Annotated in this window: 20 protein-coding genes and 1 tRNA gene; 11 read left to right on the forward strand and 10 right to left on the reverse strand. The window is 61.9% G+C overall.

Annotated features, from left to right (window positions below; translation table 11 throughout):
• Nucleotides 1-21 precede the first annotated feature (21 nt).
• Nucleotides 22-1,845, forward strand: coding sequence for a 2-succinyl-5-enolpyruvyl-6-hydroxy-3-cyclohexene-1-carboxylic-acid synthase (gene menD, locus B9Y51_RS06595; RefSeq protein ID WP_158088264.1), 1,824 nt, complete (start codon nt 22-24; stop codon nt 1,843-1,845).
• Between the two features lie 104 nt (nt 1,846-1,949).
• Here menD and B9Y51_RS06600 read toward each other — a convergent pair whose 3' ends face one another.
• The 5 genes from B9Y51_RS06600 to B9Y51_RS06620 all read right to left on the reverse strand — a co-directional run bounded on the left by B9Y51_RS06600 (nt 1,950) and on the right by B9Y51_RS06620 (nt 10,145).
• Nucleotides 1,950-4,034, reverse strand: a complete 2,085-nt coding sequence (locus B9Y51_RS06600; protein WP_085529206.1) for a phospholipase C — start codon at nt 4,032-4,034, stop codon at nt 1,950-1,952.
• Between the two features lie 77 nt (nt 4,035-4,111).
• Complete coding sequence (locus B9Y51_RS06605) at nt 4,112-5,335, reverse strand: Dyp-type peroxidase (protein WP_085529207.1); 1,224 nt, start codon at nt 5,333-5,335, stop codon at nt 4,112-4,114.
• A complete protein-coding gene (locus B9Y51_RS06610; protein ID WP_085529208.1) occupies nt 5,332-6,630 on the reverse strand; it encodes an EfeM/EfeO family lipoprotein in 1,299 nt (432 codons plus the stop codon). Before B9Y51_RS06610 ends, B9Y51_RS06605 begins: the two co-directional genes overlap by 4 nt.
• Nucleotides 6,631-6,909: 279 nt before the next feature.
• Entirely contained in the window at nt 6,910-9,393 is a 2,484-nt protein-coding gene (locus B9Y51_RS06615) for an MMPL family transporter (protein WP_085529209.1), read from the reverse strand.
• A 29-nt stretch (nt 9,394-9,422) separates the two neighbouring features.
• Nucleotides 9,423-10,145 carry a TetR/AcrR family transcriptional regulator gene (locus B9Y51_RS06620; RefSeq protein ID WP_158088265.1) on the reverse strand — a complete coding sequence of 241 codons (723 nt, stop codon included), beginning with the start codon at nt 10,143-10,145 and terminating at the stop codon, nt 9,423-9,425.
• A 157-nt stretch (nt 10,146-10,302) separates the two neighbouring features.
• Between B9Y51_RS06620 and B9Y51_RS06625 the strand changes: the two genes are divergently transcribed.
• The 3 genes from B9Y51_RS06625 (at nt 10,303) to B9Y51_RS06635 (ending at nt 13,483) form a co-directional block, all read left to right on the forward strand.
• The gene (locus B9Y51_RS06625; protein ID WP_173834742.1) at nt 10,303-11,004 is read left to right on the forward strand and encodes a demethylmenaquinone methyltransferase; all 702 of its coding nucleotides are present in this window, start codon (nt 10,303-10,305) and stop codon (nt 11,002-11,004) included.
• A 4-nt stretch (nt 11,005-11,008) separates the two neighbouring features.
• On the forward strand, nt 11,009-12,343 hold the full coding sequence (locus B9Y51_RS06630) for an NAD(P)/FAD-dependent oxidoreductase (protein ID WP_085529211.1): 1,335 nt from the start codon (nt 11,009-11,011) through the stop codon (nt 12,341-12,343).
• Between the two features lie 111 nt (nt 12,344-12,454).
• On the forward strand, nt 12,455-13,483 hold the full coding sequence (locus B9Y51_RS06635; RefSeq protein ID WP_245826169.1) for a polyprenyl synthetase family protein: 1,029 nt from the start codon (nt 12,455-12,457) through the stop codon (nt 13,481-13,483).
• Between the two features lie 136 nt (nt 13,484-13,619).
• Here B9Y51_RS06635 and B9Y51_RS06640 read toward each other — a convergent pair whose 3' ends face one another.
• Nucleotides 13,620-15,032, reverse strand: coding sequence for a DUF6882 domain-containing protein (locus B9Y51_RS06640; RefSeq protein ID WP_085529212.1), 1,413 nt, complete (start codon nt 15,030-15,032; stop codon nt 13,620-13,622).
• A 114-nt stretch (nt 15,033-15,146) separates the two neighbouring features.
• Here B9Y51_RS06640 and B9Y51_RS06645 point away from each other — a divergent pair, with 114 nt between their 5' ends.
• A complete protein-coding gene (locus B9Y51_RS06645; protein ID WP_085529213.1) occupies nt 15,147-16,625 on the forward strand; it encodes an SseB family protein in 1,479 nt (492 codons plus the stop codon).
• 109 nt (nt 16,626-16,734) lie between these two features.
• On the opposite strand, the gene B9Y51_RS06650 is transcribed toward B9Y51_RS06645, so the two are convergent.
• Together B9Y51_RS06650 and B9Y51_RS06655 are read right to left on the reverse strand one after the other, a co-directional pair.
• On the reverse strand, nt 16,735-18,234 hold the full coding sequence (locus tag B9Y51_RS06650; RefSeq protein WP_048683034.1) for a catalase: 1,500 nt from the start codon (nt 18,232-18,234) through the stop codon (nt 16,735-16,737).
• 50 nt (nt 18,235-18,284) lie between these two features.
• Nucleotides 18,285-18,839, reverse strand: a complete 555-nt coding sequence (locus B9Y51_RS06655; protein WP_425432062.1) for a Fur family transcriptional regulator — start codon at nt 18,837-18,839, stop codon at nt 18,285-18,287.
• Between the two features lie 241 nt (nt 18,840-19,080).
• Here B9Y51_RS06655 and htpX point away from each other — a divergent pair, with 241 nt between their 5' ends.
• Nucleotides 19,081-19,977, forward strand: a complete 897-nt coding sequence (gene htpX / locus B9Y51_RS06660; protein ID WP_048683031.1) for a zinc metalloprotease HtpX — start codon at nt 19,081-19,083, stop codon at nt 19,975-19,977.
• 107 nt (nt 19,978-20,084) lie between these two features.
• Here the strand turns inward: htpX and B9Y51_RS06665 are convergent, their stop codons facing one another.
• Nucleotides 20,085-20,576: a YajQ family cyclic di-GMP-binding protein gene (locus tag B9Y51_RS06665; protein ID WP_085529214.1), complete on the reverse strand. Its 492-nt coding sequence runs from the start codon at nt 20,574-20,576 to the stop codon at nt 20,085-20,087.
• A gap of 185 nt (nt 20,577-20,761) precedes the next feature.
• On the opposite strand from B9Y51_RS06665, the gene B9Y51_RS06670 reads away from it, so the two are divergent.
• The 3 genes from B9Y51_RS06670 (at nt 20,762) to trxA (ending at nt 21,865) form a co-directional block, all read left to right on the forward strand.
• Nucleotides 20,762-21,079: a hypothetical protein gene (locus tag B9Y51_RS06670; protein ID WP_048683027.1), complete on the forward strand. Its 318-nt coding sequence runs from the start codon at nt 20,762-20,764 to the stop codon at nt 21,077-21,079.
• A gap of 149 nt (nt 21,080-21,228) precedes the next feature.
• Nucleotides 21,229-21,310, forward strand: a tRNA-Tyr gene (locus B9Y51_RS06675).
• A 147-nt stretch (nt 21,311-21,457) separates the two neighbouring features.
• Nucleotides 21,458-21,865, forward strand: a complete 408-nt coding sequence (gene trxA, locus B9Y51_RS06680; protein WP_048683024.1) for a thioredoxin — start codon at nt 21,458-21,460, stop codon at nt 21,863-21,865.
• A gap of 42 nt (nt 21,866-21,907) precedes the next feature.
• On the opposite strand, the gene B9Y51_RS11340 is transcribed toward trxA, so the two are convergent.
• On the reverse strand, nt 21,908-22,249 hold the full coding sequence (locus B9Y51_RS11340; RefSeq protein ID WP_245826088.1) for a DNA glycosylase family protein: 342 nt from the start codon (nt 22,247-22,249) through the stop codon (nt 21,908-21,910).
• A gap of 748 nt (nt 22,250-22,997) precedes the next feature.
• Between B9Y51_RS11340 and B9Y51_RS06690 the strand changes: the two genes are divergently transcribed.
• Together B9Y51_RS06690 and B9Y51_RS11075 are read left to right on the forward strand one after the other, a co-directional pair.
• Nucleotides 22,998-24,575 (forward strand): DUF2079 domain-containing protein, encoded by a 1,578-nt coding sequence (locus B9Y51_RS06690; RefSeq protein ID WP_085529215.1) that lies wholly within the window; start codon nt 22,998-23,000, stop codon nt 24,573-24,575.
• Between the two features lie 348 nt (nt 24,576-24,923).
• Complete coding sequence (locus B9Y51_RS11075) at nt 24,924-26,912, forward strand: DEAD/DEAH box helicase (protein ID WP_483868441.1); 1,989 nt, start codon at nt 24,924-24,926, stop codon at nt 26,910-26,912.
• Nucleotides 26,913-26,993 lie beyond the last annotated feature (81 nt).

Here is a 26,993-nt window from a genome sequence, read left to right on the forward strand (position 1 = left end):
ATGCGGCGTAAGATAGGTGGGGTGACTTCCCAAGAGGCTTCTCAGGACTCGTTTTTCACCGCAGTTTCCGTTCTGGACTCGCTCATTCGAGCCGGCATGCGGCAGGTGGTGGTGGCTCCTGGATCTCGGTCGGCACCGTTGGCCTACGCGCTCGCTGCCGCCGCCCGCTCAGGCGTACTGGACGTGACGGTGCGTCTTGACGAGCGATCAGCAGGATTCACTGCGCTGGGGATGGCCAAGGCGTGCGGCACTCCGGTGGGCGTTGTCACTACCTCGGGAACGGCCGTCGGTGAGCTAATGCCCGCCGTCATGGAGGCGAATCACGCGCAGACGCCGCTTGCAGTTCTTTCCGCCGACCGGCCACCTCGGTTGAGGGGGACAGGAGCGAACCAAACCACCTGGCAACCGGAGATTTTCGGAGCCCATGTTCGCGCCGCGGCAGACCTCACCAGCTACCCAGAGGAAGAACCTGCAACACAGACCGCTGCCTTTAACGACTGCCTGGCCGCCCTTACCGGGCGAGATCCTCGAGACTGGGGTGCTGCCTCTGACCGACCCGTCGGACCGGTCCAGATCAATGTCGCCTTTGATGACCCTCTCACCCCTGATGCCCGCATGCGACAGATCCTCACCCAGTGGGCCGAATCGCTGCGTGACCTTGAGGTTCCGAACGCGCCGGTGGCTCTGGACCATACGGTGCTTGCGGCGCTCCAGCCCTCGGAGCATTCCGAACGCGAATCCGTAGCTCGGACGGTGGTCGTGGCCGGTGACGGGGCGGGCCAGGTGGCTCGCGCATTTGCCGAGGCGATTGACGCACCACTACTTGCAGAACCCTCCTCGGGCGCTCGGGGTGGCGCCTGTGCCGTCGGCGCGTATCCGCTGATCCTTGACGGTCCATTGGGCCGGGAGATCGAGAAGGTCGTGTTGTTCGGGAAGCCAACGCTGTCTCGCCCGGTGCAACGCTTGCTAGCTCGCGGCGATGTCGAATCCATCATCTATCTACCGCGGCCTGTGGCTTGGGCCGACCCCAGCCGTCGTGCTGAACGACCGCTTGCGAGCTTGGCCGAGGTGAGACAAGCCGTTGGAGTGTGCGATCCGTCGTGGGTCCAACGGTGGAAGGCCTCCGAGGCTGCGGTGGGAGCGAAACTGGAGCGTCTCATTGCCGACAGAGAAAGAGCTCACGGCCTCCCGAGCGGCCCCGGCGTTGCCCGCACCGTGGCGCAGGCATGCGAGGAGGACGGCGTGAATTTGGTGGTCGGCTCGTCGAATCTCATCCGCGATCTGGACATGGTCTCCCTGCCCGCGGTTCCCGATCCTGGGGTTCAGGCTCGAGCTCACGGCACGAGCCACCGTGATTCAACCCCCGTTTCAGTCATGGCAAACCGTGGATTAGCTGGAATCGATGGGACCTTGGCCACGGCATCGGGAGTGAGCTTAGCTCGCCGTGCTCCGGTGCGAGCGTTGGTCGGCGACCTCACGTTCCTGCACGACGCCGGATCCTTGATGCTGGGTTCTCACGAGCGCATTCCAGATGTGCAGGTCGTGGTGTTCAACGATTCCGGTGGTGGCATTTTTTCGACCCTGGAACACGGCAAGGTCGCGAAGGATTCGGTGTGGGAAGGCGCCGTCGAGCGCTTTTTTGGTACACCGCAGGTTGCCGACATTGGTGGACTAACTCAGGCCTATGGTCATTCGTTCCGGCGCGTCGCGGATCTTGGGGAGCTACGAGAGGCCCTGAGGGAGCCTATCGAGGGGATCACGGTGATTGAAGTGCTCGGGACCAGAGCCGGCCTGTCGGAGGAACGGGACCGCTGGAAGGATCTGGCCGATACCATCGACGGTTAAGCGCTCCGGTCCGTCGCAGAGACATGGCTCATGCGACGAAGGGACCATCCGAGGTCTGCTGGCCTCAGATGGTCCCTTCTGATGGAGGACGCCGCGCGCCCGGGTTAGTGGTCTTCTTGCTGCCGCGACCTGCGCGAAGCGAAATACAACCCGAGGCCGATCATCAGCAGAATCAGGCCGATGGCGATGGGCAATCCAATCTTGGCTCCTGTGGAGGCCAGACCGTCGGAAGCGCCTTGACCTCCGGCCTGGTCGCTCGAGGACGACGAGGAGGATTCGTCTCCGGGGGCCGCATTCGATGTGGAGGCGTTATCTCCACCGGTACCCTGACTCGTGCCTGCCCCGGGGTTGCGATCGTCCGGCACTACGCCGGGAGCGGCCCCTGAGGAAGCCGGAGCGCTGGACGAGTCAGACGGCTGCGAACCGGTCGAAGGGGCGGCTCCGGTCGATGCCCCGGGGCTGTCCGATGGTTCCGCACTCGGTGTTGCGGTGTTGCTCGGCGTGGGGCTTTCGCTCGGGGAATCTCCCTTGCTGACAACCGTGCCGTTAGATTCGTTCAGCTTGAGAGCTGGAGCCATGGCGCTGCGGGCGAAATCGAACATGGAATTCAACGAACCGGCCTTCTCGTCGAAGGAATGATCGCCGACCCTGCCCAAGCCCCAGTTGTCTTCGATGAAGCGCAACACCGATGCTTGGTCGGTCTGGGTGTGGTCCACGTAATTGGTTTTCGCATAGGGAGAGATCACGAGCAACGGCTGTCGAGTGCCGGGGCCGCAACGATCTTGGTACCCACCGGAAATAGCGACTCCGCGTGCGGCGGCATCGGTGCAAATGGACTGATCGCCCTTGGGCGAGGTGTCGTTTGAGGCGTTGGTGATTTGGGCTGCGACGTGGTCGTACCATCCGTCGGAGTCGTCGTAGGCCACGACCACGGCGGTGTCTTTCCAGTTCTTCGAGGCTTGGATTTGATTGATCCGATGGGTCAAGAAGTGCTGCTCGTCGACGGGATCGGAGTAGGCGGCGTGACCATCCTGGTATTCGCCGGCCTTCAAGAAGGACACAGCGGGCATGTTGTCCGAATTCACGACCGAGTCGAAGTCATCGAGGTCATAGTTGTGATTGGCCTGGCCGTTGTGCCCGATCTCGTCGACGTTCGCCGGGGCCGTGTGATGCTGGTTGGCCGTGGACTTATAGTAGGCAAACGGATTGTGGTGTGGCGAGTAGTCGACGGATTCCTGTCCGGCGACGTTCGCGTGTTGAGTCTCGCATTTGGCGTTCGTGCCGGAACCGGCGGGTGTGGACGGACGGAAACCGCCTTGGAACCAGCCCCACGTTTGATCCTTCTCGTTGAGCATGTCGCCCACGTTGCGGCCGGAAAGGGACGCCAAATTATTCGATGCGGAGCCGGACTTATTCGAGCAGTCGTCGTAGAGCGGATCCGGATCGTTGATCACGGTCCCGACGCCGTCCTTGTCGGGGCTTTGGATGGCGTAAGGATCCGGGGTGGCCGTCTTGTCACCCGTTTTGGGGTCGTGTGACGTGGCGCCGTGTGTATTACCTGAGATGAGGTTGAGGGCACCGGGCGTTGACGGGCCGAAATTCGAGGAAAACGAGTTGTCGCTCATCGCATAGTTCTGTGCGTAATTCCATAGAGCGGTTACGGTATTTCCGTCGTAGTAACCCATGGTTTCGCCGTTGGCTTCGTACATTTGGGAACCGGCCGAGGCACACTTGTCTTTGGATACGGATTCGACGAATTTATCCATCGTCCCGCCGTTATAGGCCTGCTGTTCGGCACCGTAATTATGGTTCTGGTCGCAGGTCACCGCCTGTTCGGGGGTGAGGCGGAACGGCTTCACGGCATTGGGATTCTTGTCGCCATCGAGGTGATCCCCCGTCAGCGTCTTCACATCTTGAGGCGTGTTTGGGTCTGCCGTGAACTGTCCGGCGGCGCCGCCTCCCTGCAATTCTTCTCCCGGCTTATTGGCCGCATTGGGGTAAGTCCCAAAGTAGTGGTCAAAGGAAATGTTTTCGTCAAAGATCACGACGACGTGTTTGATCGGCGTCGTTGTCTGCCCTTCGGCGGACGCGGGGGTTGTGTGGGCTTGGAAACCGACCAATGCGGTTCCGGTGGCCAAAGCTAGCGCGGTGGTGGTGTTGATGACGGAACGCCAACGAAAAGTTCGCATGTTTTCCCTCGAAAGGTTTGTGGTGAGTGAGGAGTAGAAATGTGTGTGGGTCATTGCCCGGTTGTGGGCGGTCTTCACTAGGTCATGAGAGACCGAGCGAAGAAATCGTGGGCATCACGCACACCGGGTAGCGCCAAGAAATAGCCTCCGCCGATGTGCGAGATGTAGTCGTTGAGGGGATCTTCGGAAAGTCTTTTTTGAATAGTCGAAAACTGGCCCGCGATGTCGGATTGGTAGCACACAAAGACCTGGCCCAGATCGAGATCACCGTTGGTATTCATCCCGTTCTCGTAGTTGAACGCACGTCGGATAATGCGTTGGTGGGCGGTTGCGTCGGTGCGGGGATTAGCCAATCGCATGTGGGCGGTTAGCGGAACCACGGAACCACGGGGGTCATCCACGTATTTCGGTTCGTCGGTTTCCTTGCTTCCGTCGAGAGGCGCGCCGGTTGAGCGGTCGCGCCCAAAAATGTTGTTTTGCTCGGTCAGGCTGATGCGATCCCAGAATTCGGAAAACATCTGAATGAGGCGGATGACCTGGTAGGAGCCGCCGGCCGTCCAGGGTTGATCCGCGTCTCGGGCCCAGACGAGATTGTTCATGGTGTCGGCGTCGGAGGTATCAGGGTTAGAGATTCCATCCTTGAAGCCGAAATGATTGCGGGGCGTACCTTGGGGCCGCGGCGTCGAGGTGAAGCCGTCTTGCTTCCACCGCAAGGTCGCGGCACCGCGGGTGTTGCGCAGAATGTCCCGCAGCGCATGAAGCACGGTGTCCCGTCCGTCGGCGGAAATGATCAGAGACAGATCCCCGTCGCGCAGGTCATCCTTGAGTCGGTCACCGTCAAAGGTTTCCATGGGAATCAGCCGACGAGGTTTCTTGCGCTCCAGCCCGAATCTCTCGTCGAAGAGCGAGGAACCCACACCCACCGTGATGGCGAGCCCATCGCGCGGTGATGAGTCACCGAGAGTCCCCGAGTCGGCAGGGGCAGAGGCTACCCCGTTGGCCTGGTCATCGAAGATCCCGGTGGTCGTCAATGCCCGAGCACGGTCGGTGAGTGCTTTGAAGAAGTCCGTCAATTCGGCTCGGTTGGTGCACGTCAGGTCCAGGGCGACGGCGGTGGACGCGGCCCGTGGGTTCTCTACGATTCCTGCCTGGTTGGTTCCGTGGAAGGCGGGGTTCGGTGATCCGGCGTCGTGGTCTCCGGACGTAGGTTTATCGGAGCCGGCGGCATGGGCGGCGAAGCCTACGCCGGCGGTACCAAGCCCTAGACCGCCCGCGAGAAGAAATGATCGGCGTGAACTCACGTGGCTCTCCTGATGTCGGTGACGGCGGCAACTTCGGCCAACTGCTCAGAGAGTTGGCCGATTTGGGACCGCACGGCGTTGCGTTCCGGAACGGGAAGGTCGGCTGGGGCCGTCTGAGGATGCGCGGCGCCGGCGTCGTCGAGACGTTTTTGGGCAGCATCGAGTCGCTGGTCAATCGCCGTGAGATGGTCGGCCGGCATGCGCTCGGCCAAGAGGGGGCGAAGAATCTCGACGAGCTTTTGCGTGGCTTCCGTCTGTGCCCGCGCGGAGTCCACGCCTGAGTGGGAACCAAAATCGTCGACACCGCTGAGAGTTTGCGTCGCGATATCTTCAGAGACCTCGTGGGTGCGAAGACCAATCTCGAGAGCGCCAACGGCGAGGTCTTGGTCTTGGAGACTCGATAAGTCATTGCTCAACCCCTGTGCCAGGGGGAGCAGATCGTCGGGGGATTCGTTGGCCCACAGGCCACGTTCGATGCGATGAAAGCCGGTGAAATCGGGGTCGTTGGGTCCTTGGGGGAGACCGGCCGCCGTCCCGTCGATGGAATCGCCGAGATCACCGAAGGCGCCATATGCTCCGCCGAGGGTCATGTAGCGGTGATGCGCGGTCAGCCAGATAGATTGGGCTTCCTCGCGCCAATTGGGGCCACGTCGTTGAATCACGTCTTTCAGCTGATCTGCCTGCGAAGCAATGTCGGGAAGCTGGCCCTTAACCCATTCCTCGTATTGCTGCGTATAGGGAATGAGCTCCTGCTCGGTTGCGGGCGCGGCATGTTGGACGGGACTCGGCAGCGAACTTGCGAGCTCCGCCGACGGCTGGGGAACGTTGGTGTCCGTGCCGTCGACCACAGGGCCATCTTCCGGCATGCACGAGAAGTGGAAGTGGCCGGCGTCGATGCTCGTGGTCATGGAACGCGTCACTCCGGGGCCGAGCGCTTCGAGCTCTGCGTAGATCTGCGTCTTTCGCGGATCGATATGAGGGTCGGCGGCCTTGTCGCCGGTCCCGAGGAGCACAACGTCCATGGGGCGGTCCGAGGTGTTTTTGATGTCGAAGACCTGGGCTCCAGCCCCCGGGTCGTCCCAGCCCTTGGTGCATCCGTCGAGTCCGACCTCCAGTCGGGTGCGGCGGGGATTTGCCTTCGTGCCGTCGCCGCTGTGAGGAGAGTTCTCACTGGTGCCTTGAACCGTCTGCTGGTGGGAGGTGGTCATGGCTTGAGCCAGTCCATAGCCGATCAGGGCAACGGCCACGAGAATGCAGAGGGCCACGGCTCCGCGGGTGACTAAGCGATGACGCACTGAATGGCCTACTTCATGGTGATGAGGAGCGATTGATCCCGTTCGGGACTCTTCCCGATCGGTACATTGCAACGCTAAGCGGCACTAGGGGTTCAATCGCGTGGTTTTACCGAATTCGTGATGATTGTTCACGTGAAGTTCCCTTACGGCGCCTCTGTGACGCGCTGGGGGCGGAGTGTGACGATCGGACGCGGTGACCCCCCGTGAGGAGCCTTAACGCGCGCAGCGCACCGGTCGAATACACGATCGGTGCGCTGCGTCTGGCGTCGGCTGAGGCGCTTACTCTTGCTCGAGCGAGGACCCCTCGACGTCGACGTTCGGGAGGATCTTGTCGATCCAACGCGGCAACCACCAGGACTTCTCGCCCAGCAGGTACATGACCGCCGGAATCAGGGTGAGCCGCACGACGAAGGCATCGAAGAGGACACCCGCGGTCAGTCCGAATCCAATCGAGGCGATCATCGCCTGCCCGCTAAACACGAAGCCGAGGAACACACCCGACATGATCAGGGCGGCTGCAACGACCACCTTCGAACTGTGGTTGTACCCGATGATCACGGACTTCTTGCCTCCGCGACCGTCGCTGTAGGCCTCGCGCATCGCGGACACCAAGAACACCTGATAGTCCATGGCCAAGCCGAAGAGGATTCCGACGGCGAGGATGGGCAGGAAGCTCAGGATGGGTCCAGGCTCATTGACACCGAAGAGCTGACCCAGCCAGCCCCACTGGAACACCGCCACCGTGGCACCGAAGGCGGCCAGCAGCGAGAACAGGAAGCCCACGGTCGCCGTGATCGGGACCAGAATCGAACGGAACACCAGAATCAGCACCAGCAAGGACAGCCCGATAACCACGGCCAAGTACAGCGGCAAGACCTCGAAGAGGTTCTCGGAAATGTCGATATTCATGGCCGACTGGCCCGCAACGCCGAAGCTGACGTCGCCCTCCTGGGTGTGAACCTTGAGGTCACGGAGGTTATTAACCAGCTGCGTGGTGGATTCATCGTTGGGGCCGCCGTCAGGCACGATCTGGTACATCAGCATGCTGTTGTCCTTGGAGATCGCCGCCGGGACCACCGTCTTGACGTCGTCCTGCTTCTGGAGTTCCTGACCCACCTCGATCTGGAGCGCCTTGGCTTGGTCGGCGGTAGTTCCCTGGGGGAGGTCCGCGGCCGTCACCATGGTGCTGTTGCGACCGGCGCCGAAGGCCTGCTCGATGGTCTTGTAGCTCTTATACGCTCCCGAATCGGGGCTCGAGCTCGTGGCATCGGGCAGTCCGAGGCGCATCTGAGTCATGGGGAGAGCCACGATCGCCAGGATCGCCACGGAAGCGATCGTGGTGATGACCGGGTGCTTGGTGACGAACTTCAGCCACCCGTGAGGAGTGGACTCGTGCTCGAGGTTGGCCCGGTGAGCTCGGTCCTGCAACTCCCCGCTGTTCACGAGGTCTTCCTGCTCGGCCTTTTCGCGAAGCTCGGCCCGACGCTGGATGGTTTTCCATCGCTTCTTGGTCATGATGCGTCGGCCGACAAGGCCCAGCATGGCCGGTGTCATGGTGACCGCCACGAGTACAGCGAGGAACACTGCCATCGCGGCGACGTTACCCATGACGGCCAAGAAGGGAATCCCGGCGATATTGAGCGCCAACAACGCAATGATCACGGTGGCTCCGGCGAATACGACGGCGTTGCCGCTCGTGCCCGTGGCCAAAGCGATCGAGGTCTTCATGTCCATGCCCCGCACGAGATTATTGCGGTGCCGATTGATGATAAATAGCGAGTAGTCGATGCCGACGGCCAAGCCGAGCATCATGCCCAAGGTTGGGGTTGCCGAGTTCATCTCGACGACGCCGGACAGTGCGTAGGTGGCCAACATCGCCGATCCGACGCCGACAAGGGCCATGAGGATCGGAAGGCCCGCCGCGATGAACGTGCCCATCATGATCATCAGGATCACGAAGGCGACGACGATTCCGGCGGCCTCGCCGACGCCACCGGGCATTGGCTGACCTTCAAGGTTCTGATCGAACTGGATGTCGAGGCCCTTGAGGTCGGCGTCGGACAAGTCCGAGCGGACCTTCGACAAGGTGTCGGGAGAGACCGAATTGATGTCGTTTTTGAAACTAATTTGGGCGATAGCCGTGGAGCCGTCATCCGAGATGGAGGAGTAGCCGCTGGACATGTCCATCTTGGACTTGTTCTGCTCGTATTCGGTCTTCTTGGTGTTGAACTCGTCCTTCTTTTTGTCGAGTTCCCCCTGCTTGGCGTCGATCTCCTGAGTCGCTTGTGCGGGAGCATTCGGGGGAAGCTTCGATCGGGCGTCGTCGATCTGCTTCTGGGCGTCATCCAATTGCTTCTGACCGGCGTCGATCTGAGGCTTGGCTTGATTCAATTGATTCTTGCCGTCGTCAAGCTGCTTTTGCTGGGCAAAGGGGTCGGTGGTCGAGTCGACGCCGTCTTCCTTGCCAACCTTTTGCAGTGCAGAGGCCAGAGCCTTCTGCTGATCTGCCGTGATGGCTTTACCATCAGGGTTCTTGACGACAGCCTGGCCGGTTCCAGCATTGGCGTTGAGGTCGAATTTATCGCTGAGTTGGTCCTGAAGCTGCTGAGACTTTGTTCCAGGGATGGTGACGTTGGAGCTGAGGTCGCCCTTGAAAGCGGCGAAGGCGCCGCCCAAGGCCAGCAGGATCACGATCCAGATGCTGATGATCACCCAGGCCTTGCGGGCGGCAAAGCCGCCGATGCGGTACAGAATTTTTGCCATGATGTCTCTCGTTAATAGGGTGGGCAGTTCTAGATGCGAGGTCTGCCGAGGGCAACATGATCGAAGGCCCAGAAGAGGTCTTCTTTCAAAGAATCCAGCGACAACCGGCCCTCAAGAGGGTTGTCCTGGAGATTAGTGCGCAGTGCGAAGCTGTCAGCCGGGGCGGGCATGGCCTCTTGGTCGAAAAACCCCAGACGGTACAACCCGTGGAGCAGGCCGAAGGCAATGCTGGTCGTCAAATTGTGGACGTACATTTGCACCGCAACACCCTGCGCCGAGCCGAGGGACGGGTATTTGCCCATGAGGTCCTCCACGAGCTGTCTCGAGACGTCGGCCAAGGTCAACAGGATGTGTTGCCCGAGCAGGTCGAGCATTTCCGCGCTGAGGCAAATCGATAATCGCAAGAAACCCGCGAACAGTTCGTCTGCCTCGGGATGGTTGAAGCTCTCCCGAAATTTTTGGTCGATGGCGTGCGGCAGCTCGGCTAGCGAGATTCCGGCCGGGATGTCCGGTTGGTTGAGGAGACGCGTGAGATACGAGGTGACGCGTGCCAGCACGACGTCGTCGAGGTTGGCGAAATGGTTGAACACCGATCGTTCCGAGGTTCCGGCACGTTCGGCCAGATTTTTGGACCTCAGGGCCTCGAGCCCTTCTTCCACCACGATGTGCTCGGCCGCATCGAGGATTGCTTGTCGTGTCGCCTCACGGCGCGCATGGCGGCGATCCCCGCTGGGTGGTGGCATCAAGCTCATATATTTACAGTAATTGCAAATTCTTTGGCGGTGCAACGACAGAAAGTGTGGGGTTGACCACTTCATGGCCATGAGTCGACGGAATTTCGGGTGAACGGGGGAAGTCAACCCACGTCCGGCACCCAGGAAACGGGAGGCCGCGGGAGGGTCTGACAGAATGGACATCGTGAACCGAGCTGATCTTGATAAGAAGTCCGAGGAAGTCTCCGCGATGTTCGACGGGGTCGCGCCGAAGTATGACCTCATGAACACCTTGTTGTCCCTGGGACAAGACAAGGGTTGGCGTCGCGCGACGGTGGAGGCCGTCGAGCCTCACGAGGGGCAGCGCATCCTGGATGTCGCCGCCGGAACCGGGGCTTCGGCCGTTCCGTATCAGAAGGCCGGGCTCGACGTCGTCGCCGCGGACCTTTCCGAGGGGATGCTCGCGGAGGGGCGTCGTCGGCATCCTGGCATCCACTTCGTGCGTGCGGACGTCACGGACCTCCCGTTTGACGACGAGGAATTCGACGCCGTCACCATCTCCTTCGGAATTCGAAACGTTGCCGAATATCCCCAAGCATTGCGTGAGCTTCATCGCGTGACCAAGCCGGGTGGGCGGATCGTCGTCTGCGAGTTCTCTAACCCCACGTGGCCCTTGTTCCGCAGGGTGTACCAGGAGTACCTGGTCAAGGCCCTTCCGGTGGCCGCGGGCCTCTTTTCCTCGAACCCCGAGTCATACTCTTACTTGGCGGAAACCATTCAGTCCTGGCCCGGACAGGAAGCGTTCGCTGCCGCGATCTCCGATGCCGGATGGCAGGACGTCAAGTACCGGAATCTCACCGGTGGGATCGTGGCATTGCACCGAGGCTTCAAGGCTTAGACGCATGAGAATACTCGTCGTCGGCGCCGGACCCGCTGGGGCCACGGCCGCCTCTTGGCTCGCCCGCTCAGGGCACGAGGTCACCGTTCTTGAGAAGACGCGGTTTCCCCGCGAAAAGGTGTGCGGGGACGGCCTCACGCCCCTGGCCGTTCGCGAAATGAACCTCTTGGGCCTGCCTCACGGAACGGATCAGGGGTACCACCGTCAGAAGGGTCTTCGGCTTCGGGCCGCAGGGACGAGCCTCGACGTACCCTTCGAGTCTGCGGGTGATGTCCCGGGCTATGGACTCGTGCGCACTCGTCTCGGTTTCGATCAAGAACTCGCCGAGCATGCACGGGCCCAAGGCGCGGACGTACTCGAAGGGCACTCGGTTCAGGAAGTCATCCGGGCCTCCGAGGTGGATTCCGCGATCACCGACCTGCCCCGTGCCGTCATGGCCGATCCGGACCGCATCATCGGCGTCCGGGCGCGACTGAATGACCACCGCGGCCGTCGAACGGACGAGACGCGAGAGTTTTATGCTGAACTCGTCCTCGCCGCCGATGGCAATTCGTCGCGAGCGGCGGTTACGGCCGGTCTGAGCAAACGGGACGACCGCCCCATGGGTGTTGCCGTCCGAGCGTATTACGACTCCCCGCTGGGAGACCTCGAATGGATGGAAGGCTGGCTCGAGCTCCAGGGCGGTCGGCAGGGACCCTCGGGACGCCCCGAATTATTGCCGGGGTATGGCTGGATTTTTGGTGTCGGCGACGGCACCGCGAATGTTGGCTTGGGAATCCTCAATACCTCCGAACAGTTTGGTTCCCTGGACTATCGTCAGGTCCTCGCGGAATGGACGGCGGGCATGCCGGAGGAATGGACCCTCGACGTCGACCACCGGAGCGGGAAAGTCTTGGGTGCCGCATTGCCCATGGCCTTCAACCGGACACCGCACTACATCCCCGGCCTCATGCTGTTGGGCGATGCCGCTGGGCTCGTGTCGCCCTTCAACGGTGAGGGTATTGCCAACGCGATGCGCTCCGCCCGAATCGCGTCCGACGTCGTCGACCAGGCAGCCTCCGCGAACGGCCCGTTGCAACGGGAAGTGAAGCTCAATGAGTACCCCGACATCGTGCGAGACCTCTGGGGGTCCCATTTCACGCTCGGGCGCGCGTGCGCAGAGTTGATCGGGCACCCCGTCTTGATGCGTGCGTCGGTCTCCTTGGGCATGGCCTGGCCGCGACTGATGAAGATCGTGGTAGGCCTGATGGCGGACATGACTCCAGAGGAACCCCGCACCCTCGCCGACCGCGCGATTCACGTGCTCGAACGCCTCACCCCGGCGACGCCCACGCGATAACACCTCGAGCCACCACGGCCTTTGGCCCCGAGAAGAAACGGTTAGTGTTAACCTGTGACCGATACACAGCCTGGACAGCCCGATGAACGGACCCAGTACCGCCCGACGGCGATTGCCGCCGAGGCCGAGGGACTGCGCCTTCCCAAAGGATTTGACCTCATCGCCGAGGACCCTGAACTCGGCCCCCGGATCCTTCAGGGCCTGTCGGACGTCGAGGACCGTCTGAGCGAGGCCCTTCGGTACACCGATGCCTTGGCCGACGTCGCGGCCCGCCACCTCATGGAAGCTGGCGGCAAGCGGGTCCGCCCGTTGCTGACGCTTTTGGCGGCGGAGATTTCCGGCGGCATTAATGCCTCGGTGATCGATGCGGCCGTCGTCACGGAGCTGACCCATCTGGCCACCCTGTATCACGACGACGTCATGGACGACGCCACTAAACGTCGCGGAACCGACGCGGCCCACACGATTTGGGGAAATTCCGTCGCGATCCTCACCGGCGACCTGATTTTTTCCCGGGCATCCCTAATGGTTTCGGAGCTGGGTTCGCGGGCCTTGATGACCCAGGCCAAGACCTTCGAGCGTCTCGTCCTGGGGCAGCTCTACGAAACCGCGGGTGCAGCGGCCGATGAAGATCAGCTCGCGCATTACATCAAGGTGATCGAAGGCAAAACGGGCTCGCTGATTTCCGCCGCCTGCGAGTACGGTTCGCATTTGGCCGGGGCCGAAGAGGCGACGATTCAGACGATGGTCCGCTACGGCGAGCTCGTCGGTGTGGCCTTCCAGCTCGCCGACGACGTCATCGACATCACCGCCACGCACCAGGCTTCCGGGAAAACGCCAGGAACCGATCTTCGGGAAGGCGTACCGACGCTGCCCAGCATCTTGGTTCGGCAATCTGCACGCGACGGCGACGAGGAAGCCCGTCGCGTTGTCGAGCTGATGGATCGAGACCTCAGCTCAGACCAGGCGCTGACGGAAGCCGTGGAAGCCTTGTCGGCCCATCGCGTCACGCGCATGGCCTGGGATATTGCCTACCGCTGGGCGGACGATGCCGTGGAAACCCTGGCGCCCCTTCCGAATTCGACCGTGAAGTCGGCGCTCGCCTCCTTTGCCCAAGCTGTGGTGCACCGGGAGTCTTAAAACTTTCGCCGGGCCGTGCCGCCGGCGATGCCAGGTTCACGACAAAAACTGCGGGCCACGATCCTCACCGTGAGGATCGTGGCCCGCAGTTTTTTGGGGCGGCCCCCGGCGGCCCCCGGCGGCCGCCGAGTCGGAGTTACAGCCCGAAGAAGCGGCTGAAGAAGCCCTTCTTCTTGGAGCCGTCCTCGGCACGAGCGGCCTCGCGTTCGGCGGCCTCTTCCTGCTCGGACACTGGCTCGGCGTAAGGCGCTTCGTCCCGCTGAGGGGTGCGCTGGCCGGCGGCCGTGGCCCCGGTGGAACGCTCGTCGCGCCCGGGACGGGACGTGTCGGGACGCTCTCCCTCGGCCTGCTGCTCCGCGCGGAGACGCTCCAATGCTGTACGCCGATCCTCGTGAGTCTCCTCCTCGGACTCGATCGGGGCCGTGTACTCCTCGACGATCGGGTGCTGATCCGTGACGGCCTCGTCCGGTCCCGAAACGGTCGCGTCGGCAGCGGGGGCCTGCGCCGGGACATCCGCGGCGGGCACGTGCTCTTCGCGGGTTATCTCGGTCTGACCCGACTCTTCGGCCTCGTCCGGCACCACATGCATCGACACGATGCCGGGCTCGGCGTCGTGGCGTGGCTCCTGATCGAACGGGGCGTTGCCGCCGTCGGCGTGGGCCCGTTCAACGCCTTCGGTCTGCTCAATCGGCTGACCGGACTGCTCCGTCAGCGCGGCTTCGGTCGCCGCGACGCGCCGTGCTTCGGCTTCTTCGCGGGCGCGTCGCTGCTGTTCGGCCTCACGGTGGGCGATGGCCAGAGCACGGGTGGCATCCTCACGCAATGCCGCACGGTGCTTCTGCGCATCTTGGGCGGCTCGCGCGAGCTCACGCTGGTCCACCACGGGTTCGGCCGGTTCGATGCCCGAGATGCGGTGCTCATCGAACCACAGGCGCAAGGCGCCGTCGGTCGCGGTAATGACGGCGCAGGCTTCAGTGTCCCAGGAAATGTGGGCTCCGCGGAGGCGCGCGTACGAATCGACGGCCCGCTGATGGTGGACGGCCGTATCGGTCTGCAACGCCTGAGCCATCACTCGGCCCATCCGGTTGACCGTGGGCTCGGGAAGTTCGAGTTGAGGCCCGTCCACCAAGAGCCAGGCGCGGACGCCGCCACCGGCGGTGGCCGGGTAGTGAGCAAAGAGGCCGGTCGCAGCCTTGGCGGCCAACGTCAGACGGCGGGCCAGTCCCTCGGAGAGCACGAGCTCATCCGTTGTGAGTTCCTGCACGCCGAGGCTCTCGCCGGCCTCACGAGCCTGCACGGCAGCCGTCACGACCTCATCCGGGAAATGTCCCAGTTCCTGCCAGGACCAGATCCACGATCCACGCTGTTCCGATTCGGTGCCCAACAGCGAAGGGCTCAGCGAAACGGAGGGGTCAGACTTCAGGGTGAAAGACGGGGCGGAGAAGTCCACGGACCAATCGGAATCACCGGTCAGCTCGGCCAAGCGAGCCTGATACTCGGTGGAGATGAAAAGGGCTTCGTCAATCAGATCCTGGAGAGTTTTCGTCATGATGCCAGGCTAGCAAGTAAACGCCGGTACCGCGGCGTCCACTGTGTAGGCTCGAAACGAACACGATGCCACAGCGATGGCCCATGAGGCCCACCGACCAGCGGAGGATCACCTATGCCGAGCACACCCCACAGAACACCCGTGGAAGAATTGCCCGAGACGGAGCGCCAGAGCCGCAGCGGCAGCGCGGTCAACCGCCTGGGCCACTGGCTTTTGTCCTCTACCACCACGGAACCCGGCTGGGACCAACTGATTGGTGATTTCAAGCCCGCTCCTCAGCAGCCGGGCGCCTACCTGGCGAGAATTACCGAGATACGAGGAGAGCGAGAACTGACCGGCGCGACCGGTGTGGTGTCCCAAGAATCCTCCGTGGTCCCGGTCCTCGAGGAATTGCGTCGCTCCACCTATACGCGAGATTCCGGAGCTTGGCTTTCGGCAAGCCTCATCATTCAGGCCGAGGGCTGGCCCGAACCGGCATACCAGGTCGGATCGGACCTCAACTTTGACGAAGAGCCGGAACTGTGGGCCCAAGAAGCTCCGCTCACCGGTGAGGACCTCGTTGCGGATTGGGAGGTCTTCCCGAGGCAGCGGTTCACCATGCCGTCCTGGATGCGAGAGCGCACCGAAGGTATCCGAGGCGCGTTGAAAGCTAGAAGCGAGACCCAAGGGCACACGGAACCGACGGCCGCCACCAGCTCCATGGCGGCGGTTTCGGCCGCCGACGCCGGTGCAGACGCCGCCCGGTCAGCCCCGGAAACATCGTTCGGCACGACGGAGGTCGACAACGACATCGTCAATCCGGAGGTTTATCGGGCACTATCGCATTTTGGGCGCAAGCCCACCGAACAGACGATCGCCAACGTCGTGCGCACCCTCATGGGAGGCGAAGTTCTGCTCGATATTTCGGGGTCGACCTTCGTGCCGGGACCGAACGGTGAACAGGCCGGACCGGAGTCTCAAATCCGTGTTCAAGCCGTCCTCAACAAGGATGGTCAACGATCGTTGGCCGTGTACTTGAGCGAGGAGACCGCGCGTCAAGTCATCGCGAATTCTGGCAGAAACCCGGACGAGCTCGTCCTCAGCCGGGAACCTGCGGTCGCCGTCTTGCAGAACTTCGTCAACGACGATTCCCTCACCGACATCATCGTCGAACCGAACGCGGGCCTCTCGTGCCGCATCGAGGGTCCACAGGCCGCATGGGCCATTCAAACGCCGCGGAACGACGCCGCGAAAAACGCACTCCTCAATGGGAGCATGCAACAGCTCGTGGGGTCCTTCATGGGGCCGGCGGCGGTGCTCCTCCTGGGAATGCGCCACGGCGACCAAGACATGCGTCCGGTTTACGCGCAGCCAGAAGACGGTCGTGACCCGGATACTTTCCTGCTCTTTACCTCCGCCCCCGAAGTTGCGGCGCTGGACCCCCGGCTCGAAGTTCGTTCTGTGAAGGCCGTCGATGCATTGCGATTCGCGGTCGACGCCGGTGCCGCCTACGTCATGATCAACGCTTTAGGCCCGAGCGCACGCCTTCCGATCGCCCAGGTCGAAGAGCTCCTGCAGATCGTCGAGGCCCAAGAGAAGCTGAGCCGCGAGTAATACCTCCCGAGAACGAGGAAGGGCTCCCCACCGAAAACGGTGGGGAGCCCTTCGTGGCTTGACATCGATCCGGGAATCGGGACGTCAGCCGGGGTTCGGCGTGCCGAGATTAGGCGCCGGGAACGTCGTCTCCGGCATTCTCCTGGACGGCCTTCTCGATGCGCTCGCCAACTTCCTGGTCGATGTTCTTCCAGTACTGGATAGCGTTCGAGAGCACCGGCTCCTCGCAGGCGCCCAGCATGCCCGAGACGGTCTTGATGAGACGCTCGCGGGCACCTTCGTCGTAAACCTCGCGGATCAAGGTGTGTGCCTGACCGAAGTCGTCGTCCTCGGAGTGCAAGGAGTAGGCGGCGCGCACGAGCTCGCCGTCGGTCTCCCAGCCGTTTTCGACCGGACCCTGCTCGTCCTGGTACGAACGACCGTACGAGTTCGGCGAGTAGACCGGCGCATTTCCGCTGTGACGGAACTGCATCTGGCCTTCCTTGTCGTAGGAGTTCGTGGACGTGATCGGGGAGTTGACCGGCAGCTGGTTGAAGTTCGTGCCGATACGGTTGCGCTGAGCATCCGGGTACGAGAACACGCGGCCCAGCAACATCTTGTCCGGGGATACGCCCGTTCCGGGAACGGTATTCGAGGGGCTGAAGGCCGCCTGCTCGATTTCCGCGAAGTGGTTGGTCGGATTGTGGTTGAGCGTGAACCGGCCCACGGGGATGCGCGGGTAGTCCTTCTGAGACCACGTCTTGGTCAGGTCGAACGGATTGAAGCGGTAAGTCTTCGCATCCTCGTACGGCATGATCTGAACTTCCATGCGCCATGAGGGGTAATCTCCCCGCTCAATGGCGTCGAAGAGATCCCGGCGGTGGTAGTCGCCGTCGGTTCCGGCCAACTGGTCGGCCTCTTCGTTGGTCATGTTCTCGACGCCCTGTTCCGTCAAGAAGTGGTACTTGATCCAGAACTTCTCGCCGGACTCGTTGACCCACATGTAGGTGTGGGAGGAGTAACCGTTCATGTGGCGCCAGTTGCGGGGCAAGCCACGATCGCCCATGAGGTAGGTGACCTGGTGAGCTGACTCGGGGGAGAGGCTCCAGAAGTCCCACTGCATGTTGGGGCTCCGCAGACCGGAATCAGGGGTGCGCTTCTGGGAGTGGATGAAGTCCGGGAACTTCATGGGATCGCGGACGAAGAACACGGGGGTGTTGTTGCCCACCATGTCGAAGTTGCCGTCTTCGGTGTAGAACTTCAGGGCGAAACCACGCACGTCACGCCAGGTATCGGGCGAGCCGAGCTCGCCGGCCACGGTGGAGAAACGAGCCAGCATCGGGGTCTTGACACCCTTTTGCAGGAACTTGGCCTTGGTGTACTTGCTGACGTCCTCGGTGATTTCCAGCTCACCGAACGCTCCGGAACCCTTGGCGTGGGGGCTACGCTCCGGGACGCGCTCGCGGTCGAAGCGTGCCAGCTTCTCGACCAGGGCGACGTCGTGAAGCATGAGCGGACCGTCAGTTCCGACGGAGAGCGAGTTAGCGTCGGATTCCCGACGCGCGCCCGACTCTGTGGTCGAAGCCTTCTTGGGATCTGTGGAGCTCTGGCTCGAAACGAACTCAGTCATCGTTGATCTCCTTCTACTTTGTGTGTGCTCGTGCTGTGTTGACGCCAGACTCAATGGGGAGCGAGTCCGGACACTTGGGGTGGAGCGGTGGTTTTCGCCCGCTCGGTGGACTCCTCAGAGTCCTCGGCATGGGCCTGCTGTTGGCAGGCGGCGCACAGCCCACGGAAGACGACGTCGGCGGCGATGATCGTCATGCCGTGAGATTCACTCGGAGTGAGGCAGGGTGCCTCACCCAAGGCGCAGTCGACGTCTTCAACCCGGCCGCATCCGATACAGAGTGCGTGATGGTGATTGTCCGTCGTGCGGGTCTCATAGAGCGCCGGCGTGTTCGGGGGCTGGAATTTGCGCAACATCTCGATCTCCGTGAGATCGGCCAGGACCACATAGACGGACTGAACCGTAATGTTGGGGAGGTCTTTGCGGACGAACGTCACGATGTCCTCGGCGGGTGAGTGCTGATGTTGATGCACCGCGGTGAGGACTGCGAGACGCTGCCGAGTAACCCTTCGCCCGTGGGCCCGGAGCTCGCCCGACCACCGCGCATGCAGAGACTCAAGGGACTCGCCCATGAGCTCCTGAGAGGTGTCTGGCTGAACCAATGTCATGTGCACCACTATATAGTTATTCTGAGTGGTTCACAATAAGAAGTTCCTGTGGATATCGTGTGAGCCGTGTTCACCCAGGTCAGAAGGATTTTCGAGGGCATACACAGCCTTCACCGATGAAATCGCAATCGTTTCGTGATGGCCAGTGCTTTACAGTTGAAGCATCTTGTCTAGTCGGCAGGCCGACAGTCCTCAAGAAACGTGCGCCGCAACCGCGGCTACGCAAGGAGATCCACCGCTTATGCACTCACACTTCAACGGGATTAAGACCGCCCTCCTCATGGGTGGCATGTTTGCCGTTTTGTTGGCCGTCGGCGGTGTGCTGTCGGCGGGCAGCCGTAGCAGCATCTTTATTTGGGTATTTGCTATTGGCGGCCTCATCGCCACCGGGGTGAGCTACTGGAACAGCGACAAAATCGCGATCGCCTCAATGCAAGCCCGGGCCGTGAGTCGGGAAGAGGCTCCCGGTATGTACCGCATCGTCGAGGAGCTTTCGGCCAAGGCAGGCCAGCCCATGCCTCGGCTGTTCATCGCACCGACAATGTCGCCCAACGCCTTTGCGACGGGGCGTAACCCGAATCATGCGGCCGTGTGCTGTACGGAGGGCATTCTGCAGCTCTTGAATGAGCGGGAATTGCGGGGTGTCTTGGGGCACGAACTGATGCACGTCTACAACCGGGACATCTTGACGTCGTCCATTTCTGCCGCGATTGCGGGAGTTATCACGTCGGTTGCCCAATTCATGATGTTCTTCGGTGGCGCCTTTGGCGGTCGCGACGAACGCGGCGGAAATCCGATTGCGGCCATCTTGATGGCATTGCTCGCGCCGTTGGCAGCTACCATCATCCAGCTCGCCGTCAGTAGAACTCGCGAATACGACGCCGATGAAGACGGTGCGAAACTCACGGATGACCCGCTGGCGCTCGCCTCGGCCCTGCGCAAGTTGCAGCAGGGGACCCAGCAAGCTCCCATGAATCCCGAGAATCAGAAGACGGTCAACACGGCCCACATGATGATCGCGAATCCTTTCCGTGCGGCGCAGGCAAAGAACCTCTTCTCGACCCACCCACCCATGGAAAAGCGCATCGCGCGTTTGGAGAATATGGCGGGATACGGGGGCAACGCTCCCCGCCGCTGAGGCCCGAACGGGCTTCCGAAGCCCATACCGATTCGTCCACGAAAAGTCCCGCCCCTCCGTCAGGAGAGGGCGGGACTTTGGTGTTGAGCTCTATGTCTCGACGAGGTTTAGCGGTAATTCACAAACTGAAGATCCACCTCGAGGTCGGAAGATTTGAGCATCGCCATGACGGCTTGGAGGTCGTCGCGGGACTTGGATGACACGCGAAGTTCGTCGCCTTGAATGACGGCCTTGACGCCCTTGGGGCCTTCGTCGCGGATCATCTTGGAGATCTTCTTGGCCTGGTCCTGCGCGATGCCTTCCTTGATGGAGGACTCGATGCGATATTCCTTGCCCGAGGCGTACGGGTCTCCGGCGTCGAGAGATTTGAGGGAGATTCCACGCTTGACGAGCTTGGATTCGAAGACATCCAGCACGGCTTTGGCCCTCTCCTCGGAATTGGCCTTGATCATGATCTTCTCGCCGGAGAATTCGATGGAGGCGCCGACGCCGCGGAAATCGTAGCGTTGAGAGACTTCTTTGGCCGCCTGGTTGAGAGCGTTGGAAACTTCCTGGGAATCGACCTTGCTGACGATGTCGAACGAGGATTCGCTGGCCATGTGGGCTCCTGTCGAAGGGGAAAAGATGGAACTGATGTTGCCCACTAGCTTAAGGCACGCTGGACCCAAGTTCCGCGGCGGAGCGGATGGATGGGGTCGGTATGTGGACACAATCGGCCGAATCGTTATGGAATCGTCACGTATTTCTGCACCTCTTCACAGCTGGAGGTTGAAGACTAGGAACCATGAAAACTTCCCCAGCACGAAGTAGCCGACCGAACGCACCGCGCCGATTTCCGGTAGGGGACCGCCCTTCGCTGGGTTACCTCTATCGTGCCCCGGTCCACACCGCGATTCCGAGGTATGCGCCTTCCTCCGTCGGAGGGAGTGAAACGTGCGAGCGGCTCGTCGAGCCCTCGCTGGTGCAGCGTTTCGAAGGGGTTCGAGAAGACCTGGAGGCCTCCCGGGAACGCGGTGAAATTACGGAGGATCAGCTCACCAAATTTCTGGCTCGCTTGGAGGTGCGCCTCCTCGCCGAGCAACAAGCGGGGGCCTCTGCCTAGGTTCCTACGTCAGGAATTATGCGGTTCGTCACAAACCTCATCAGGAGGCGGCGTCGGTTTGTGCATCTCGAAGATCTTTGGGTACTGTTGTATCCGCTCCCGTTGCCGGGGGCGTTGTTCTGTCAGGGTCTCTGACCCGCGGAACGCTCGGCAGATTACCCGAGCGGCCAAAGGGGGCTGACTGTAAATCAGCTGGCACTGCCTACGGGGGTTCGAATCCCTCATCTGCCACCGCCGCTATGACGCCGCAAACTCTCTGGAGTTTGCGGCGTCATGCTTTTAAGGCCCGTTCACCTGCCGGTTCTTTGACGATGGCGACGCTGAGCTGTTGGTGAAAGTCTTTGGGCGCCCCCAGGGGCGATCTGTAGTCTCGAGGCCATGTCGACTATTGAACTTACGCAAGAGAACTTGAACGACACCATTGGTCAGAACGACATCGTTCTGGTCGACTTCTGGGCCGAATGGTGCGGTCCGTGCAAGCAGTTTGCCCCGGTGTTTGAGTCCGCCTCGGAAAAGTACGACGACGTCGTCTTCGGCAAGGTGGACACCGAGGATCAGCAGCAACTTGCCGCCGCGGCCGGCATCACGTCGATCCCGACCCTCATGGCGTTCCGCGAGCAGACTTTGGTTTTCGCTCAGCCTGGCGCTTTGAATGGCGGACAGCTCGAGCAGGTCATCGAGGCCGTCAAGGGCTTGGATATGGACGACGTCCGCAAGCAGATCGCTGAAGCCGAAAAGGAAGCCGCGGAAAAGGGTGAATCCGCCACCGATCCCGGTCAGGCTTAACGCTCACACTTCTTAAAGTGACGCCGTCTGGGCGTCACACCACTACCCGGCGAGTGACCGAGGGGCAACCCTTGGTCCTCGCCGGGGTTCGTTAACTCCCGAAACGCCAATGAGGCGCACCACCCGTTGCCGATGGCCCGACCAGGGCGCGAGCAGCTCAAGCATGCGTGCGTCGTCGCCACGGCGGCCTTCCAGGCAGTAACAGACCGCGTGTGCGAGGTGATAGTCGCCGATGCTGATGGCGTCGGGAAGCCCGTGTGACCTTTGCAGGGTCTCCGCGACGGTCCAGGGGCCGATTCCGGGAAGGTTGGCCAGAGCCCGTGCCACGGCCCCAATGGGCGATGTGGCCTCGAGCCGCGCGAGAGCCGGCGCAGCGTCTGCCAAGGCCCGCACGCAAGGCCCGCACGGCGTCGCGACGATGCGCATCGACGCCGGCTTGTCGCCACTGCCAGCTCGGAATATCGAGCCATGTGCGCGGCGTCGGAAATACGCGGAGGTCGCTGGGGAAGGGGAGACCTGCCCGAGGCGGGGGGGGGGGAGGCGTTCCGTGGTGCTTTGTTAGTCGTTGCCACGCGCCGATGGCTTCACTGCCGGTGACCCGTTGCTCAAAAATGGCCGAGACACCCTGCTTGAAGACCCATCGTGTGGCGCTCAGCCTGAGTCCCGGGTGGGTCTCACGCGCGTATCGCACTGCATGCGGTAGCTGGGAGTACGACGGCGAATCCAACAGCTCAGACCAGTCGTCGTCGAAGCCTAGAAGTCGCCCCACAGAGCTCATAAAGGCTTCCACCTCCGCCGCGAGATGACCCCACGCGATCACCCTGATGGGTGCTCGGTGGCGAGGAGTCGTATCGGCCGTTTGCTCGAGTAGTGCGGCGACTCCTTCTCCCTCATGCTCACTAATGCGTGCGGTGAGAGCGACCCGGGTCTGCGTCGGGGCAGAACTGATCCGTAGAGTGGGATCGTTGCGACCACGCTGAAGGACCGCGAGGGTGTGTCCGAGATCGACGGCCACGTGCGGTACGAATCGACGCTCAGAGAGATGCACGGCTGACATACCGCCATGCTCTCACGGCCCGACAGCGCCGCAGCGAGCCACGTCGGGACAAGGAAATTCCGGTAGATCCACACCATGATGAACCACAACAACCCACCAGTTTTGACGCCGTCGAGACCGTCACAGAACTCTCGCGACCATGGCGCCTACGCCACGGTCAGTGGGGTGTGGCGAAGCAGTGCGTTCCGAAGCCTTCGGGATGTCGTGCGAAGCCGTGCCACGGGCATAGCCGTACTATTCGGGATTCTGGCGATGGTGCTCTACTCCACGGTGTCGGTGCTTCAATGGCGGCGCATGATCACGCCGTCCTGGGACTTGGCCATTTTTACGCAACTGGCCAAGGCATACGGGTCGGGAAGCGCACCGATCGTCAATATCAAGGGATACGGGTTTAACCTTCTGGGTGACCATTTTCACCCGATCCTAGTTTTGCTGGGGCCGATATACGCTGTCTGGCCGTCTGGATTGACCGTGATGTTGGTCCAGGACGCACTGCTTGCGATCTCCGTCGGCCTCTTCGGCTGGTTTGGTGTCCGTTTCTTGGGAGTCCTGCGAGGAATGGGCGTGGCGCTGGCCTTTGGTTTAAGTTTTGGCGTGATCGAGTCCGTCAGGGTGCAATTCCATGAGGTGGCCTTCGCAATGCCCCTCCTGAGCGCATCCTTGTGTCTGCTGGCGGTCGGAAAACTACGTGCCGCCGTGCTGTGGGCGATCCCGTTGGCCTTCGTCAAGGAAGACCTGGGCGTGACGGCGGCGATGATCGGTCTCGTGGTCATGTATCGGGCCGCTCGCGGGAGGTCGTCCGAGACTTTCCCCGTGAGGCGGCTCGTGAGGAGCCTGGTCCGCGGCGACTCAGCGTGGGGACTATTCCTCGTCGGATGGGGGATTCTCTGGAGTGCTTTGGCAGTCTTCGTCATCGTGCCGTCGCTCAACCCCGAAGGTCGCTTCGATTACGGCGGTTCCGTGAACGTCCTCGACGCCATCGCCGACCCACTGCAATCCTTCGCTCTCATGCTGTACCCCTGGGCGAAGGCGCAGACCCTCGGTTTACTCCTCGTCACGGGAGCTTTGGTGTGCCTGAGGTCGCCGGTGTGGTTCGTGGCTCTACCGACGCTGGTCTGGCGATTTCTCTCGGATCACCCGGGGTATTGGGAGCCCACGTGGCATTACAACCTGGTGATCATGCCCGTTCTCATCGCGGCGATATTCGACGCGGCGTTGCGTGCTCGGGCCGATGCGCCGGGGAGATGGCGCGGCGGCGTCGAGCGTATGACGTCCTGGGGACCGGTTTTGGCGGGTGTCATGGCCCTGGTTCTGGTGCCGACGTCGTCGTTGTTACCCACGCTGCAAGGCGATGATGGCCCAAGCCGGCATGTTGTTCAGGCGGAATCTCGGGCCATGGAGCGAATCCCCTCAGGGGCGAGCGTGTCGAGCGATTTGACCAGCCTGGCGTATTTGGTGCCTCACCATGATGTTCGGTGGATGGGTACACCGGGGGATCCCGCACCCGACTACGTGATCTTGAACCTTGAGGGGAATACCTGGAACGGTGCGCCTCCGCGGGATCCGACCGCTTTCGCGAAGGACCACTTCGGGCTCGAATATCGGGAAGTGTTCCGGGAAGACGGTGTGGTGGTCATATCCCAATTCCGGTGAGCGATGCGTCACCCCGTGGCGTGAATCCGAGAACCATGCGGTAATGTGGAAGTCATTACCGGGATTCCCCGTTTTGTGCCGAGTCAGTCCTGAACTTCGAAGGACCCGGCCGTTGCATGACGTGTAATAGCTCGCCGCAGCGCACACCTCACCCACCGGTTTGAGCCGACATTTTGGATCGGCCGGCCGTCAATGACCCACTACTTCGGATCATGAGGTGCGCCCATAGGAGGAACACGCGGATCTGAATTATTCAGAGGGTGTTCGCGGGCAGATTCAACAGGGGATAATCCGGCCGCCGTTCAGAAAGAACGGCGCGAGAACCCCAACACACATAAGGACTCATTGGTGACTGAAACCAACCAGACCCTGCCCGAAAACACCTCGACCGCAGCAGCGGAGTCCGAGGACAACTCCCTGAAATTCACCGATCTCGGCCTCGATGCGCGCGTTCTTGCGTCGCTCGAGAAGGTCGGCTACGAAAAGCCTTCACCGATTCAGGCCGAAACCATCCCGTTGCTGCTCGAAGGGCGCGACGTCGTGGGCTTGGCTCAGACCGGTACCGGCAAGACCGCGGCATTCGCGGTTCCGGCCCTGTCCCACTTGGCCGAACTCTCTGATGTTCACGGTCCCAGCAAGAACACGCAGGTTCTCGTGCTGGCTCCGACTCGTGAGCTCGCCCTGCAGGTCGGTGAGGCCTTCTCCTCCTACGCGAGTGAAATGCCGAACTTCACCGTTTTGCCCGTCTACGGCGGATCGCCCTATGGCCCGCAGCTGGCTGGCTTGCGCCGTGGCGCGCAGGTCGTCGTCGGAACCCCGGGCCGCGTGATCGACCACCTCAAGCGTGGATCCCTGGATCTTTCTCACCTCCAGCACCTCGTGCTCGACGAGGCTGACGAAATGCTTCGTATGGGCTTCGCCGACGACGTCGAGCAGATTCTGGCCGAAACTCCCGGTGATAAGCAGGTGGCCCTCTTCTCGGCGACCATGCCTCGCACGATCCGCAAGCTCGCTGAACAGTACCTGAACGATCCGGTTGAGGTGAAGGTCGAATCCAAGACGACGACCGCCTCGAATATTCGCCAGCGGTACATGCAGGTCATGCATTCCCACAAGCTGGATGCCATGACTCGCGTCCTTGAGGTGGAGGACTACGACGGCGTGATCGCCTTCGTCCGCACCAAGAGGGAAACCGAGGAGCTTGCGGACAAGCTGAAGGCCCGTGGTTACCAGGCCGCGGCCATCAACGGCGACATTCCCCAGAATCAGCGTGAGCGTACGGTGGAATCCTTGCGCGACGGCCGAGTGGACATTCTCGTCGCCACCGACGTCGCCGCTCGCGGTTTGGACGTTGAGCGCATCAGCCTCGTCGTGAACTTCGATATTCCTCACGACACCGAGTCCTACGTGCACCGCATTGGTCGTACGGGCCGTGCCGGTCGTGCAGGCGAGGCGATTCTGTTCATGACGCCGCGGGAAAAGCACATGCTGCGCCAGATCGAGAAGGCCACGCGCCAGAAGGTCGAGCAGATGGCTATGCCGACCGCAGACGACGTCAATGCGAACCGTTTGGAACGCTTCGCCGAACAGATCACGACGACCATTGAGTCCGAGGACCTTACCGTGTTCAAGGAGCTCGTCGAGAAGTACGTGGAAGAGCATGATGTCCCGGCCGAGGACGTCGCAGCTGCGATTGCACTCATCGCTCAGAACGGTCGCCCGTTCCTGGTCGAAGAGCTTCCGAATAAGGGTGCAGGGCGCGGTCGCGATCGTGAGGATCGTGGCGGCAAGAACGAACGTGGCGGACGCCGCGGCAGCGACGAAGGCCTGACCACCTACAAGATTCAGGTGGGTCACGACCAGCGTGTCTCTCCGGGCTCCATCGTGGGTGCCTTGACCAACGAAGGCGGCCTCGACGGCTCTCAGGTGGGCAACATCGACATTCGCGGCGGGTTCTCCTTGGTGGACCTCCCCGAGAACATCAACCTGAACGATCTGCGCAATATCCAGATCAACGGCAACAGCATTGACATTGCTCCGGACCGCGGTGGTAACTCTCGTGGCGGCAACCGTGGCGGCGGCCGCGGTGGATTCCGCGGCGACCGCGGCGGTTTCCGCGGTCGCCGCGCGGCGGTTTCCGCGGTCGCCGGGATGACCGCGGTGGTCGTGATGACCGCGGGGGATACCGTGGTGGCCGTGGCGGTGGACGTAACGATCGCGGAGGTTACCGTGATGACCGCGGTGGCGGCCGTGGTGGCTTCCGTAAGGGCGGATACCGAGACTAATAGCGACGACCTGCACGAGCGCGTTGCCCCTTCGGGTATAGCGGTGAGCTAGGGGCCTCTGTGGGGCTTGAGCTGTGCCGCACTGCGCGGTTTCGGGTGGTGCTGAGATCAGGCGGGGAAGGGCCAAGAAGGT

The sequence above is a fragment of the Kocuria massiliensis genome (assembly GCF_900169715.1).
GTDB lineage: Bacteria > Actinomycetota > Actinomycetes > Actinomycetales > Micrococcaceae > Rothia > Rothia massiliensis.